The 13254-nt window shown below is 61.3% G+C and carries 12 protein-coding genes and 1 pseudogene; 6 read left to right on the forward strand and 7 right to left on the reverse strand.

Features of this window, described 5'->3' with window-relative positions; all coding sequences use genetic code 11:
• Positions 1 to 42: 42 nt before the first annotated feature.
• From EOC93_RS06885 to EOC93_RS06900, 4 genes are all read left to right on the forward strand, one after another.
• Positions 43 to 1239, forward strand: a complete 1197-nt coding sequence (locus EOC93_RS06885) for an ABC transporter substrate-binding protein (protein ID WP_095486285.1) — start codon at positions 43 to 45, stop codon at positions 1237 to 1239.
• 69 nt (positions 1240 to 1308) lie between these two features.
• Positions 1309 to 2196 (forward strand): branched-chain amino acid ABC transporter permease, encoded by an 888-nt coding sequence (locus tag EOC93_RS06890; protein ID WP_095486284.1) that lies wholly within the window; start codon positions 1309 to 1311, stop codon positions 2194 to 2196.
• Between the two features lie 59 nt (positions 2197 to 2255).
• Positions 2256 to 3179 carry a branched-chain amino acid ABC transporter permease gene (locus tag EOC93_RS06895; protein WP_245329937.1) on the forward strand — a complete coding sequence of 308 codons (924 nt, stop codon included), beginning with the start codon at positions 2256 to 2258 and terminating at the stop codon, positions 3177 to 3179.
• Positions 3180 to 3430: 251 nt separating this feature from the next.
• Positions 3431 to 4375, forward strand: coding sequence for a lipid kinase (locus EOC93_RS06900; protein WP_127204202.1), 945 nt, complete (start codon positions 3431 to 3433; stop codon positions 4373 to 4375).
• 47 nt (positions 4376 to 4422) lie between these two features.
• Here EOC93_RS06900 and EOC93_RS06905 read toward each other — a convergent pair whose 3' ends face one another.
• The 3 genes from EOC93_RS06905 to EOC93_RS06915 are packed head-to-tail and all read right to left on the reverse strand — an operon-like array spanning position 4423 to position 7341.
• Entirely contained in the window at positions 4423 to 5208 is a 786-nt protein-coding gene (locus EOC93_RS06905; protein WP_095486281.1) for an ABC transporter ATP-binding protein, read from the reverse strand.
• Positions 5202 to 6269, reverse strand: a complete 1068-nt coding sequence (locus tag EOC93_RS06910; RefSeq protein ID WP_127204203.1) for an iron ABC transporter permease — start codon at positions 6267 to 6269, stop codon at positions 5202 to 5204. Before EOC93_RS06910 ends, EOC93_RS06905 begins: the two co-directional genes overlap by 7 nt.
• Positions 6259 to 7341 (reverse strand): ABC transporter substrate-binding protein, encoded by a 1083-nt coding sequence (locus EOC93_RS06915; protein WP_245461384.1) that lies wholly within the window; start codon positions 7339 to 7341, stop codon positions 6259 to 6261. The genes EOC93_RS06910 and EOC93_RS06915 overlap by 11 nt, the downstream gene beginning before the upstream one ends.
• A gap of 162 nt (positions 7342 to 7503) precedes the next feature.
• Between EOC93_RS06915 and EOC93_RS06920 the strand changes: the two genes are divergently transcribed.
• Positions 7504 to 8292 carry a class I SAM-dependent methyltransferase gene (locus tag EOC93_RS06920; RefSeq protein WP_127204205.1) on the forward strand — a complete coding sequence of 263 codons (789 nt, stop codon included), beginning with the start codon at positions 7504 to 7506 and terminating at the stop codon, positions 8290 to 8292.
• A gap of 392 nt (positions 8293 to 8684) precedes the next feature.
• Here EOC93_RS06920 and EOC93_RS06925 read toward each other — a convergent pair whose 3' ends face one another.
• Together EOC93_RS06925 and EOC93_RS06930 are read right to left on the reverse strand one after the other, a co-directional pair.
• Complete coding sequence (locus EOC93_RS06925) at positions 8685 to 10010, reverse strand: type II toxin-antitoxin system HipA family toxin (protein WP_127204206.1); 1326 nt, start codon at positions 10008 to 10010, stop codon at positions 8685 to 8687.
• A complete protein-coding gene (locus tag EOC93_RS06930) occupies positions 10010 to 10264 on the reverse strand; it encodes a helix-turn-helix domain-containing protein (RefSeq protein ID WP_095486276.1) in 255 nt (84 codons plus the stop codon). Before EOC93_RS06930 ends, EOC93_RS06925 begins: the two co-directional genes overlap by 1 nt.
• A gap of 214 nt (positions 10265 to 10478) precedes the next feature.
• Here EOC93_RS06930 and EOC93_RS06935 point away from each other — a divergent pair, with 214 nt between their 5' ends.
• A complete protein-coding gene (locus tag EOC93_RS06935) occupies positions 10479 to 11498 on the forward strand; it encodes an LLM class flavin-dependent oxidoreductase (RefSeq protein WP_127204207.1) in 1020 nt (339 codons plus the stop codon).
• 52 nt (positions 11499 to 11550) lie between these two features.
• Here the strand turns inward: EOC93_RS06935 and EOC93_RS06940 are convergent.
• Together EOC93_RS06940 and EOC93_RS06945 are read right to left on the reverse strand one after the other, a co-directional pair.
• A pseudogene (locus EOC93_RS06940) lies at positions 11551 to 11772 on the reverse strand (RES domain-containing protein); the annotation flags it as partial.
• Positions 11773 to 11813: 41 nt separating this feature from the next.
• A complete protein-coding gene (locus EOC93_RS06945; protein WP_127204209.1) occupies positions 11814 to 12773 on the reverse strand; it encodes a methyltransferase in 960 nt (319 codons plus the stop codon).
• Positions 12774 to 13254 lie beyond the last annotated feature (481 nt).

The raw sequence follows: 13254 nt of genomic DNA on the forward strand, positions 1-13254 counted from the left end.
CCATCAACGGGCGCGTCGCGCCGCAATCGGAGGAGAGTAGTGATGAAAGCAACAGGGTTCATTCTGGCTTCACTGGCGAGCCTTTTGTCGGCCGGCGCAGCCTACGCCACGGATGTCAAGATCGGCGTTCTGAATGACCGTTCCGGCATCTATGCAGACATCGCCGGCGAAGGCTCGGTCATCGCGGCCCAGATGGCGGCGGAAGACTTCAAGGCGACCGACAAGGGCATCAACGTATCGATCGTCTCCGCGGACCACCAGAACAAGCCGGACGTCGGCTCGAACATCGCCCGCCAGTGGTACGACACCGAAAATGTCGACGTGATCGCCGACGTGCCAACCTCGTCGGTGGCGCTCGCCGTCAACGAGATCACCAAGGAGAAGAACAAGATCTTCCTCGCCTCGGGTCCGGCCTCGTCCGACCTCACCGGCAAGGCCTGTTCGCCCAACACCGTCCACTGGACCTACGACACCTGGGCGCTTGCCAACGGCACGGGTTCGGCGATGGTCGCGCAGGGTGGCGATACATGGTTCTTCGTCACAGCCGACTATGCCTTCGGCCATGCGCTCGAGCGCGATACGTCGGCGGTCGTGGAAGCATCGGGCGGCAAGGTTCTCGGCGCCGTGCGTCATCCTTTCCCCGGCCAGGATTTCTCGTCCTTCCTGCTGCAGGCGCAAGGGTCGGGTGCCAAGGTCGTCGGCCTCGCCAATGCCGGCGGCGACACCATCAACGCGGTCAAGCAGGCGTCGGAATTCGGCATCACGCAGGGCGGCCAATCGCTCGCCGCCCTTTTGATGTTTATCAATGACGTGCATGCGCTGAGCCTCGAAGTGGCGCAAGGCCTCGTGCTCACCGGCGCATTCTACTGGGACAAGAACGATCAGACGCGTGAATTCTCTGCCCGCTTCCAGGAGCGGAACAGCGGACAGAAGCCTTCGATGATCGAGGCCGGAGTCTACGCTTCGGTGCTGCATTACCTTAAGGCCGTCGAGGCCGTTGGCGACAAGGATGCGGCCAAGGTGATGGCCAAGATGAAGGAAATGCCGACGGACGATCCGCTGTTTGGCAAGGGTACGATCCGCGCGGACGGGCGCAAGCTGCACGAGATGTACCTATTCCGCGTCAAGAAGCCGGACCAATCGAAGGGGGCATGGGATTATTTCGAGACCGTGGCCACCATTCCGGCCGACAAGGCGTTCCGCCCGCTCGCCGACGGCGGCTGTCCGCTCGTCAAATAAGCGGGCCTCGCCAACGACGCGCCGAACCGCTCGGCGCGTCCTCTCGTCGACAAGTCAACTGGAGCGACCATGTTCGAACTCCTTGGAATTCCGCCACAGGTCCTGTTCGGCCAATTGCTGCTCGGGCTGATCAATGGGTCCTTCTATGCGGTTTTGAGCCTCGGGCTGGCGGTCATCTTCGGTCTCTTGAACATCATCAATTTCACGCATGGTGCGCAGTACATGCTGGGCGCCTTCGGCGCCTGGATGCTGCTCAACTATCTCGGCGTCAGTTACTGGTGGGCTGTGTTCATCGTTCCGCCGATCGTCGGCCTCACCGGCATCGTGCTCGAGCGCGTGTTGATCCGACGGCTCTATCACCTCGACCATCTCTACGGGCTGCTGCTCACCTTCGGCCTGGCGCTGATCATCGTCGGCTTCTTCCGCCAGTTTTTCGGCGTATCTGGCCTGCCCTACCCGCCGCCGCCGCTTCTAACGGGGGGGCACAATCTCGGCTTCATGTACCTGCCCAATTCGCGCGCCTGGGTGATTGTGGCCTCACTCATCGTGTGCCTCGCGACCTGGTTCATCATCGAAAAGACCCGACTTGGCGCCTATCTCAGGGCAGCGACCGAGAACCCGACCATGGTCGGTGCGTTCGGCATCAACGTGCCGCTGCTGGTCACGCTCACATATGGTTTCGGCGTCGCACTCGCCGGTTTCGCCGGCGTGCTCGCCGCACCGATATACGCAGTCAATCCGAACATGGGCGCAGACCTGATCATCGTCGTCTTCGCCGTCGTCGTCATCGGCGGCATGGGCTCGATCCTGGGCTCGATCCTCACCGGTTTCGGGCTTGGGCTGATCGAAGGTCTGACCCGCGTGTTCTATCCGGAAGGCTCGGCCGTGGTGATCTTTGTCATCATGGCGCTGGTGCTGCTGGTCAAGCCCGCCGGCCTGTTTGGGCGGAGCGCGTGATGGTAACCGACACCAACCCGATTGCCATGACGGCCGTCACGTCCGTTGGCGCCGCCGGCATGCCACGCCATCACCTTGCGATCTTCGCCGCGCTTTTCGTCTTCCTCATCGCCGCGCCTTTTCTGCTCTATCCAATCTTTGTCATGAAGGTGCTGTGCTTCGCGCTGTTTGCCTGCGCCTTCAACCTGTTGCTCGGCTATGGCGGGCTCCTATCCTTCGGCCACGCTGCCTATTTCGGCATGGCGAGCTACGTCTCGGCCCATGCGGCAAAGGTGTGGGGTTTGACGCCCGAACTTGCCATTATCGCGGGCACACTGGTGGCAGCCGTGCTCGGTCTGGCCATCGGCTCCCTCGCCATTCGCCGCCACGGCATCTATTTCGCCATGGTGACGCTGGCTTTTGCGCAGATGGTCTATTTCTTCTCGCTGCAGGCAGCGTTTACCGGCGGCGAGGACGGCATCCAGGCCGTCCCGCGCGGCTATTTGTTTGGACTGATCGACCTGCGCTCAAACGAATTGCTCTATTTTTTCGTGCTCGCCATCTTTTTCGCCGGCATATTGCTGATCTACCGGATCATCCATTCGCCGTTTGGGCAGGTGTTGAAGGCGATCCGCGAGAACGAGCCCCGCGCGATATCGCTGGGCTATCGGGTCAACCGCTACAAGCTCACCGTATTCGTGTTGTCAGCCGCGCTCGCCGGCGTTGCCGGCGCAACCAAGGCGATCGTGTTCCAATTGGCGTCACTTACCGACGTCTACTGGACCATGTCCGGCGAGGTCGTGCTGATGACGCTCTTGGGTGGCATGGGCACGGTGTTCGGACCTATCGTCGGCGCGGCAGTTATCGTCACGATGCAGAATTACCTCGCGACATTTGGCGACTGGGTCACGATCGCCCAGGGCACCATCTTCGTTGTCGCAGTGCTGTTGTTCCGGGAGGGCGTCGTTGGCATCCTGGCAAAATGGATCGGGAAACCGCTCTGAACAGGTCATGAAACCTAAATTTCGATTGATCGACGGTCGAGATTGAGAAGTCGACCTACGAAGGATGTTTGAGCGTCAGGTTCGGCCAAGTTGGCCGCGGTGGATACGTGCACACAGCGTCCTCAACTGTGCCGATTCCTGATCGGATGTGACAACCAGCAATTCGGGCTGTTACGAAAATTCAACTCTGGGTCTTCCCAGGCGCGCCTGTTGGCGTCGTAATCCGCAGGCAAGCACCCTATCTATGCCGCATGAACGAAATCACGACCAGACGCGCGCTTCTGCTCGTCAATTCAAAGGCGCGACGCGGGCAGGAATCTATGGCACCGGTCGTCGAGCGGCTGCAGGCCGGTGGGCTTCGCGTCACCGTCGAGACGTTTGAGGCGCTGCCCGAGATAGCACGCGACATCGTGCGCCTTCGCCATAGGGCCGACCTTGTGATCGTGTGCGGCGGCGATGGCTCGGTGTCCTCGGCGGCGGTCGCGGCCATGGAAAGCGGGCTGCCTATGGGCATCATTCCGATGGGGACGGCGAACGATCTGGCGCGCACCCTCGAAATACCGTTGGATCTGCTGAAGGCTGCCGACGTGATTGTACAGGGCGGAAGGCGTCTGATCGATGTCGGGACCGTCAATGGTCACGCTTTCTTCAACGTTGCGAGCATCGGCATCAGCACCGACCTTGCCCAGGGGCTCGATCCGGGGCTGAAGAAGCGTTTCGGCAGGTTTGGCTATGCCTTGGCGGCTATGAAAGTGTTGACCAAGGCTGGCCACTTCGAAGCAAGGATTACCGAAAAGGGCGTAACGACCGAAGTCGAGACCTACCAGATAGCGGTCGGCAACGGCCGGCACTATGGCGGCGGCAACGTCGTCGAGGAGACGGCGGAGATCGATGACGGCCATCTCGACCTGTACAGCCTGGAAATGACGAATCTCTGGAAAATGGCGCTTATGCTGCGCTCGTTCCGCTCAGGCACACACGGCGCCTGGAGCGAGGTTCGCACGGCCAGATGCGTCGAGTTCGACATCGAGACGAAAAGGCCGATGCCGGTGAACACTGACGGTGAGATCGTCACCTCGACGCCGGCGCATTTCAAGGTCCACCCGAAGGCGATTTCGGTCTTCGCGCCGGCCGTCGCGCGCCTGCAGCCCCGCACCAAAATGCTTCGTGATGCGGTCAGCGCAAATAGCGGGTGATCAGTCTTCCGCTTCGGCGATTCGACTTCAACCCTAAAGTTTGATGGCTAAGCTGCTATCGACGCAGCCGCTGCCGTTTCATCCGCAACGCCATCCACCATGACATGACCGATGCCCCGCGAGCATCGCTCGACCCGCGCCTCGACGCGATAAACGTCACGAAGGAGCGCCGGCGTAACGACCTCTTCCGGCGTACCGCAGGCGAACATCCGGCCGTCGGCGATGACGATGCATTTGTCGGCGAAGCGCAGGGCCTGATTGAGGTCGTGAATTGCGATCAGCACTGCAATCCCGTGCTTGCGTGCAAGCCCGCGCATGAAGCTCAGCACCTCGACCTGCCGGTGCAAGTCAAGCGCGGACGTCGGCTCGTCCATCAGCAGGATTTCAGGTTCGCGGGCGAGGGTCTGTGCGATGCTTACCACCTGCCTTTGCCCGCCGCTCAGTTCTCCGACATTGCGAAAGGCAATATCCGAGATGCTGAGCGCGGCCAGGATACCGTCTATGAGCGCGAGGTCGCCGTCACCGACCGACCAGGCCGAGCCCTGCTTGCGGGCGAGCAGGATCGATTCATAGACGGTCAGCACCGCGTTGGCTGCCGTATCCTGAGGCATGTAGCAGATGCCGTCCGGTCCCTTGGCCGCTCCATCGAGGCAGACGCGGCCCGGGCCCTTCAAAAGTCCTGCGATGCGCTTGAAAAGCGTCGACTTGCCCGCTGCGTTGGGCCCGATGACGGCAACCACCTCGCCACCCCGAAAAGTGGGAGTTGAAACGTCCGAAAGGACGAGCCGCGCGCCGTGAAACGCTCCGAGACCATCGAGCCTGATCGTTACCATGAGCGCCTCACATTCGAGAGGATCAGCGAGATGAAGAAGGGAATGCCGACAAGCGAGGTGACGATGCCGATCGGAAAGATCGTGCCTGGGATGAGCGACTTGCTGGCAACCGAGCTCGCCGAAAGGATGAGGGCGCCAGCAAGCGCGGAAGCGGGCAGGAAGAAGCGCTGATCTTCTCCAATCAGCATGCGGGCGATGTGCGGGCCGACCAACCCGATGAAGCCGATCGTGCCGACAAAGGCGACGGGAATGGCGGCGAGCAGGCTCACCATCATCATGGTTTCGAGCCTCAGGCGCGCGACCTTGATCCCGAAACTCGCGGCCTTGTCTTCGCCTAGCCGCAGCGCCGTCAGCGCCCAGGCGCGGCGCGCGAAAATCGGAAGCGTTGCGAGAAGGATGAGGCTGGTGATGATGAGCTTGGGCCAGGTGGCCTTGGTGAGACTTCCCATCGTCCAGAACACGACCGCGGCGAGCGCCTGCTCTGAGGAAAGATACTGGACGAGCGACAGCAGCGCATTGAAGGTGAAGACGAGCGCGATGCCGAGAAGCACGATGGTTTCAACCGTCACGCCGCGCTTGAGACTCAGCAGGTGGATGACGAGCGCGGTCAGCATCGCAACCACGAAGGCGTTGAGCGGCACGACATATTCGATCGCGGCGGGGATGAGCGCGACGCCGAAGGCAAGCGCAAGCGCGGCGCCGAAGCTGGCCGCCGCCGAAATGCCGAGCGTGAACGGACTGGCGAGCGGATTGTTCAGGATGGTCTGCATCTGCGCCCCGGCGACCGACAGTGATGCGCCCACGACCACCGCCATCAGCGCGATGGGAAGCCGGATTTCCCACAGCACCACGCGCACCTGAAGCGGCACGCTGCCCGGAGAAACGAGGGCGAGGACCACCTGGTCGAGGCTGTAGCTGGCAGGGCCGAGGGCGAGGTCGACGCAAAGGCTCAGGAGCAGCGCCAGGACGAGAGCTGCGAGGATAAGCTGCTTGCGCAGGACGAGGGCGCGGTAGAGGCCGCGCCCGTCCTTGGCCGACAATGCCGCTGGCTCACTGCTCATTGGAGAGCGAGACCCAATGGCCAGGCCTGTACTCGACCGGCAGGAACTTCTCGTGCAACTCCTTGAAGGTGGCCTCGGCGTCCAGATCGTCGAACAGGTCGGGGTGCAGCCACTTGGCCATCTGCTGGATGGCGACGAACTGATAGGGGCTGTTGTAGAACTGGTGCCAGATGGCGTGGACCTGCCCGTTTTCCACCGCCTTGACGCCGGTTAGCGCGGGCCGTTCCGTCAGGCCCTTGAGCTTCTTCAGTGCTTCCGCTTCGTCCGCGCCGGGGCCGACGCCGACCCATTTGCCGCCCGGCACATACGCCTCCCAGTTACCGCCCGTCACAACCACCTGATCAGGGTCGCTTGCGATGATCTGTTCCGGGTTGAGCGCGCCAAAGGTGCCCGGGATCAGGTCCGCCGCGATATTCTGGCCGCCGGCCATCTCCACGAACTTGCCAAAATTGTCGTTGCCGAAGCTCATGCAGCAATCGTCGGAATAGCCTCCGGCGCGCTCGATGAACACGGTCGGGCGCTTGGGAACATTCTTTGCGATAACATCGGTGACCCGCGCGATCTGGGCCGCGCGGTAGGCGATGAACGCTTCCGCCCGCTCCTCCTGGCCAAAGAGCTTGCCGATGAGGCGCATGCTCGGCTCGGTGTTGGTGGAGGGATGCTCGCGGAAATCGACATAGACCACCGGGATGCCGACGGCGGCGAGCTTTTCGATGTATTGCGCGTCCTCGGTTGCCTGCTTGGACTCGATATTCATGATCATCACGTCCGGCTGAAGCGCGATGGCCTGCTCGATGTCGAAGGTGCCGTCCTTGAAACCGCCGAAGGTCGGGATCGTGGCCATCGAGGGGAATTTTTCCAGATAGACGGCGTAATTGTCGGGATCGGCCTGCGAGAAATCCTCGCGCCAGCCGACGATCCGCTTGAAGGGATTGTCGGTATCGAGCGCGGCAATCAGGTAGGTCTGCCGGCCTTCGCCGAGGATGACCTTCTCAACCGGCGTCTTCACCTCGACCTTGCGGCCGCTAATGTCGGTGACGGTTTCGGCGCGCGCGCCGAGGGTAAGCGGCATGAATGCCGCGAGGGCGACCGCGGCCGCAAATATCGACTTCAAAATCATTGTGCTCTCGTGATTTAGTTTGCCGCCACGGCTTAGAAAACATGAGTTGTGTAATCAAGAATTATCTTTTAGAGCAATTCCAATGTACGGCTTTGGGGGAGAGCGTTTGGGGCGATGACGGCTCACGCAAACTATTCGCTGCGCGACGAAATTCGGGACTACTGGTCCGACCGCGCCGAGACGTTCGACCTGCAGGTCGGCCACGAGATTTTTTCCGAGCGCGAGCGCGCCGCCTGGCATGCGCTCATAAGCAGGCATCTTGGACCCGGCGCAGGGCGGACATCTCTGGATCTCGCCTGTGGGACAGGCGTTATCTCGCATCTGATGCACGATCTCGGCTTTGTGGTGACGGGCCTCGACTGGTCGGAAGCCATGCTCGCCAAGGCGCGCGCCAAGGCACAAAACCGCGGCGCCGATATCCGCTTCATCGTGAGGGATGCCGAACGGACGCTCGAGGACAAGGCGAGCTACGATGTCATCGTCACCCGTCACCTCGTCTGGACGCTGGTGGATCCAAAGGCGGCCTTTGCCGAATGGTTCTCGCTACTGAGGCCCGGCGGCAAGCTGCTGGTCATCGACGGGGATTTCGTCAGCCGCAACTGGGCGACGAGATTGCGGGAGGTTTGGGAGAAGCTCACGGCAGGCAAGTCGCGGGTCGCAGACAATGAATGCACCGCCATGGCCGGACGCCACAAACGCATTCTCGCCCGCGTCCATTTCTCAGGCGGCGCACGGGCGGGAGAGATAAGGCGCTTGCTGGCCGAAGCCGGGTTCGATCAGCCCGTCGTCGACTGGAAACTGGGCGCGATCCATCGCGCTCAGGCTCGACAGATGAGTTGGCCTAAGGCGATCGAGCGAGCCATCCAACACCGCTTCGCGATCTGCGCGACGAAGCCGAAGTAAACTCCTCGGCGCTGCCAGCGTCGGTCGCACCATGCCTGCTTCGTTTGAAGCCGTCCGTCGCCTCAAAGGAGCGGGGCGACGGCACGACAACGAATAGCTGCCGGTCTGCTTTAGCTCAGATGACAGTGCCTTCGCGGCAGCGCAGATCAGCGACGGCATCGGCCGGGTTTGTGCGGGTACTAAGCGCATATTGGACGATGCACTCCTGACCGTAGTCAGTGTCGATCACCAGGGTCAGAGCCCCTGTTCGGGTATCGGAAATACGCGAGAATTCCAGTTTAAGTGCCGGGACATCATCTTCCCAGGGGGCATGTTTTTCATCGAATTCGGGGCGCTTGTCCCAGATCAGAGAGCCCTAGCCAAGGATTGCTATCCGCGGGCGTTGCCCCAACTCAGACATGAGAAGCCTCCAGAGAATTTGCTACGAGCTGGCTGCGGTGCTTGATGGCCGCCACGGTCGAGGTCACAAGCTGATCGGGGAAGCTACCGGGCAGCGACCCGACAACAGCTTGTACTTGCCGATCGGCATTGGCTTCAATGTCTTCAAAAATCGCCCGCATCGCCGGAGTGCCGACACCAGCGATATCTGCCGTCTGCATGAAATGTCGTGGCACGATGTCACTGATGGCATAGTGGCGATTTGTTCCGACGGACATCGCAAGTTTGAATTTCTTGCGTTGAATTTGGCCCTGGTCGAGGCTCGGCTGCGCTGTCAGCACATCGTACAGCGGTGTCATGCGATAGCGTCCGCCGGGACCGAGGAAAATGCTGAAATTTTTTGCATGCCCATCGGTCGCGCCGAGCAGCCAGAATATGATGCTCGCACGCATGAACGTCGTGATGTCGGCATCAGGCGTGTCGCTGCCTTTGAGCAGATTGATGATCTCGCGCATACCGGGACCACCATCAGACTGGTACTTTTTTGTCGGCGGGATCGATAGCGCCTGGCAGATGTCTTCCTGCGGCAGTCGCAGCAGTCGCCCATCTCTTGCCCAAAGGCGATCGAAGCGTTCGACGATCAGTGTGCGGCGTTCCCCGAAATCGGCGATTTCAACGGGGGGTGTTGGGATACCAAACGAATGCAGCAGTCTGAGGCATAGATATTCGTTCTCGACGCTGTTGGAGAGGTCGATGCCATTGGGAAGCTGCCCGATCTGCGGTTTGAGGATGTGGGTGGTTGCCGTCGTTCCTGTCGGCTTGAACCATTGGCCGTCCTTACGCAGCAGCGCGGTTTTTTCCTGAGCGCCGGCGATCGAGATTCGGAAATCTTCGTCTTCGCCCATGCCGAGGGGTGCTGCCGCGAGATTCTTGATAATGTCGGTGATCTCGTCGTCAGTGATCGGTTTGCCGTCGGTGTCGCCGGCGGTCCCGGGCTCGACGCCATCAGGCAGAAACTGGAGTGCGCCGACGCAATCATGACCGAGGGCCGTCAGCAGGCTGAAGGCGTCTGTGCCGTCTGCGCCAACGCGTTCGGCGACGCGCTTTCGGATGAGATCGCTGTCAGGCAGCAGGTTGTCGAACACATTGATGACGGGGGTGCCAATATACCGATCCTCGCGCAAGGGCAGCGACAGTGACACTGGGAACGTGCCGCGCCAGTTCAGCCAGTCGCGTCCGTACTGGAAGTCGATAGCACCTGTCGCCTCACGGCGCAGGACGCCGACATGGCGGCTGTTCAGAAAGACATTGAGAGGAGCGTGAGCGCGTTTCCGTGCCATCAGAACAGGTCCTCGATATCGGCGGCACTGCCTTGGGTGCGTGGCCGGACGACCAGTTCAAGGTTCAGAGCCGAAAGCGCTTCCATTAAAGTGCGCAGCTGGACAGCGGGCTCTCCGGCTTCCAGACGTGAGACAGTGCCCTGGCGCAGATGGATTTGTTCGCCTAGAGCCCCCTGGCTCAGCCGTGCCTGTTTTCGCGCGCGGCGCAGGATGGCGCCAAGCTGTTTTTCTGTGCGGGCGATCTGATCGGTCATAGCAGTCCTCCACACATCAATATACGCGAGAGCGTATAAACTGTCAATATCCGCGTTCGCGTTTAAAATTTATATATACGCGAAGGCGTATAAAAGACGAAAATACGCGTTTGCGTATTGCGCTTCCAAAGCCGCAGGTCTGGAATTGGCGTGGCAGGCGAGCGGTTCAATAACTAGATAACGAGAACGCCTTTCACTCTGACGTGGCATTCTCATGAAAAAAATCGGGTTTCTGTCGTTCGGACACTGGGCGCCCTCGCCGCAATCGCAGACGCGATCAGCCTCCGACGCTCTGCTGCAATCCATCGAGCTTGCCGTTGCTGCCGAGGCGCTGGGCGCCGACGGGGCATATTTCCGTGTGCATCACTTCGCACGGCAACTCGGCTCGCCATTCCCGCTGTTGGCGGCAGTCGGCGCCAAGACCAGCCGCATCGAGATCGGCACAGCGGTGATCGACATGCGCTACGAGAACCCGCTCTATATGGCCGAGGACGCCGGTGCCGCCGACCTGATCGCCGGCGGGCGTCTGCAGCTGGGCATCAGCCGCGGCTCGCCCGAGCAGGTGATCGACGGCTGGCGCTACTTCGGCTATGCCCCGCAAGAGGGTGAGAGCGACGCCGACATGGCCCGGCGGCACACGGGAGTGCTGCTCGAAGTCTTGCGCGGCAAAGGCTTTGCCCAGCCGAACCCGCGGCCGATGTTTCCAAACCCGCCCGGCCTGCTTCGCGTCGAACCACACTCGGAGGGTTTGCGCGACAGGATCTGGTGGGGCGCCGCGACCAATGCCACCGCGGAATGGGCGGCGAAACTGGGAATGAACCTGCAGAGCTCCACGCTCAAATTCGACGAGGGCGGAAAGCCTTTTCACATTCAGCAGGCCGAACAGATCCGGGCCTTTCGTGCGGCCTGGAAAGCGGCCGGTCACGAACGCGAGCCGCGGGTGTCGGTGAGCCGTAGCATCTTCGCGCTGGTGGACGATCGCGACCGCGCCTATTTCGGCAGCAATGAGAGCGAGGATCATTTCGGCTACATCGAAGCGGACAGGCGCGCCGTGTTCGGCCGCACCTATGCCGCCGAGCCGGACGGCCTCATCGAGGAACTGAAGAAGGACGAGGCCGTTGCGGAGGCCGACACGCTGCTGCTCACCGTTCCCAACCAGCTCGGCGTCGATTACAACGCGCATGTCATCGAGGCGATCCTGACCCATGTCGCCCCGGCCCTGGGCTGGCGCTGACGCCTGCGGCCAAAGCCCCTGCCCTTCCGCGAATGCTTCATCGCCAGGACAGCTAGTCCTTCGGCAGCCGGCCGCTCGGATCGAACACGTTCACCTTGTGCGAAAGATCCGGACCCCAGTCCCACAGCACCAGGTTGCGGTCCTCCGTCTCGGCGCCTGGAGCAAAACTCGGAATCAGAATACCGGCAATGCCTTGAGGTCGCAGTCGGTCATAGATGGACCAGGACGCAGGACGCTCTCCCCCGCTGAGAGCCGTCGCCCAGGCGATGAGCTGCAAATGCCGGGCCCTCTTCCATATTGGCGATAGTTCAGTGCCTAGATCGGCACCGCTTCGACCAGATGGATTGCAGATGCAGTTTTCATCGTTCGCGTGAGCCGGAAGCCGGCTTTTTCCAACAACGCCGCAAGATCAGACTCGCTGCGGAGCTTTCCCCCGAAAATCATGAGCATGAGCATGTCGAAGCTCCGGCCGTAGAGGGACTCTACGCCCGGGTCGGCGATCAGCAGGGCGCCTTGTGGGGCGATGGCGGTGCGGACGTTCCGCAGCACCGCCATTGCCGTATCGTCGGTTTGGTCTACGAGAATGCGCTTCAGAATGTAGAGATCACCGCCACCCGGGACCTCACGAAGGAAGTCACCGCCGACGATCTTGCACCGATCAACGACGCGCGCCGCCAGCATCTCCTGCGCCTCGGTGGCCACGTGCGGCAGATCGAGCAGCGTTCCCCTAATGCCCGGATGGGCTTCGAGAATGCTCAGCAAAAGTCCGCCACGCCCGCCGCCGACGTCGACGACCGAAAGGTCCGGTGCGAATTCGTAGGCGTCGCAAATGGCTACGCCTTCCTGGCTGGACATCTCGCTCATGGCCTGATTCATGACTGCTCCCGCCGCTGGGTTCATGCGGAAGTACTCGTATGTCCCATGGCCGTTCGTCTTCTCGAACGTGCTCTCGCCGGTGCGCACACTGTGCAGCAGGTACGGCCACGAGGCGGCTAAGCACTCCTGCGCCATCAGCATGGCATAGTGGCGGACCGAGCGTGGCGCGCCAGTCTGAAGGAGCCGCCCCTTGCTGGTGTTGACGAACATGCCGGGCGTCGGTTCTTCCAGAATACCGAGGCTGGCCAGAACGCGCATCAGACGCAGCAGCGCGCCTTGATTTGTCTTCGTTGTCGCGGCGATTTCCGCGACCGACCGGGGGCCGTGCTTGAGCAGGTCGGCAATGCCTAGTTCTGCAGCGACGCCAAGTACGTGGGTTTTCGCTACGCCGAGTGTCATCGCCAGGACGTCTTGCACGTCGGAAATGTCGGCAAGGTGTTCGACATGTCATGTTTCATCGTGAGCCACTTTGTTTGCATTGAAGTGGAAACTCTCGCGGCCAGGTGAGCCTTTTGCCTATGGCGGCTGTCCATTTGAAAACAACAGAACTGGCCGGCCTCATTCCCGGCTGAAACGACGCGGGTCGAACGGGAGGTCGGCGAGTTGGGTCAGCGACATCACCTCGAGATCTGGATGCGAGAGTGGGTCGCGCAACCACTGACGCCATCTTGCAGCGTCGTCCCGGCACGCCTTGACGGGAGGTGGGAATGAATGAGGACTGAGAGCGTCTTCGTGGACGAATCTCCATTCCACGTGCACTCTTCGGATTTTCCAGATCATCTGGCTCCTCCTCTGCTCAGAAGTCATTCGCGGCTCGGCTCGTGCGTTCGCTTGGATCAGGACACTGCGCCCCCCTGGAAAGAGGCAGCACAAAGGCGTT

Source organism: Mesorhizobium sp. M6A.T.Ce.TU.002.03.1.1, from assembly GCF_003997275.1.
In the GTDB taxonomy this organism is placed as follows: domain Bacteria; phylum Pseudomonadota; class Alphaproteobacteria; order Rhizobiales; family Rhizobiaceae; genus Mesorhizobium; species Mesorhizobium mediterraneum.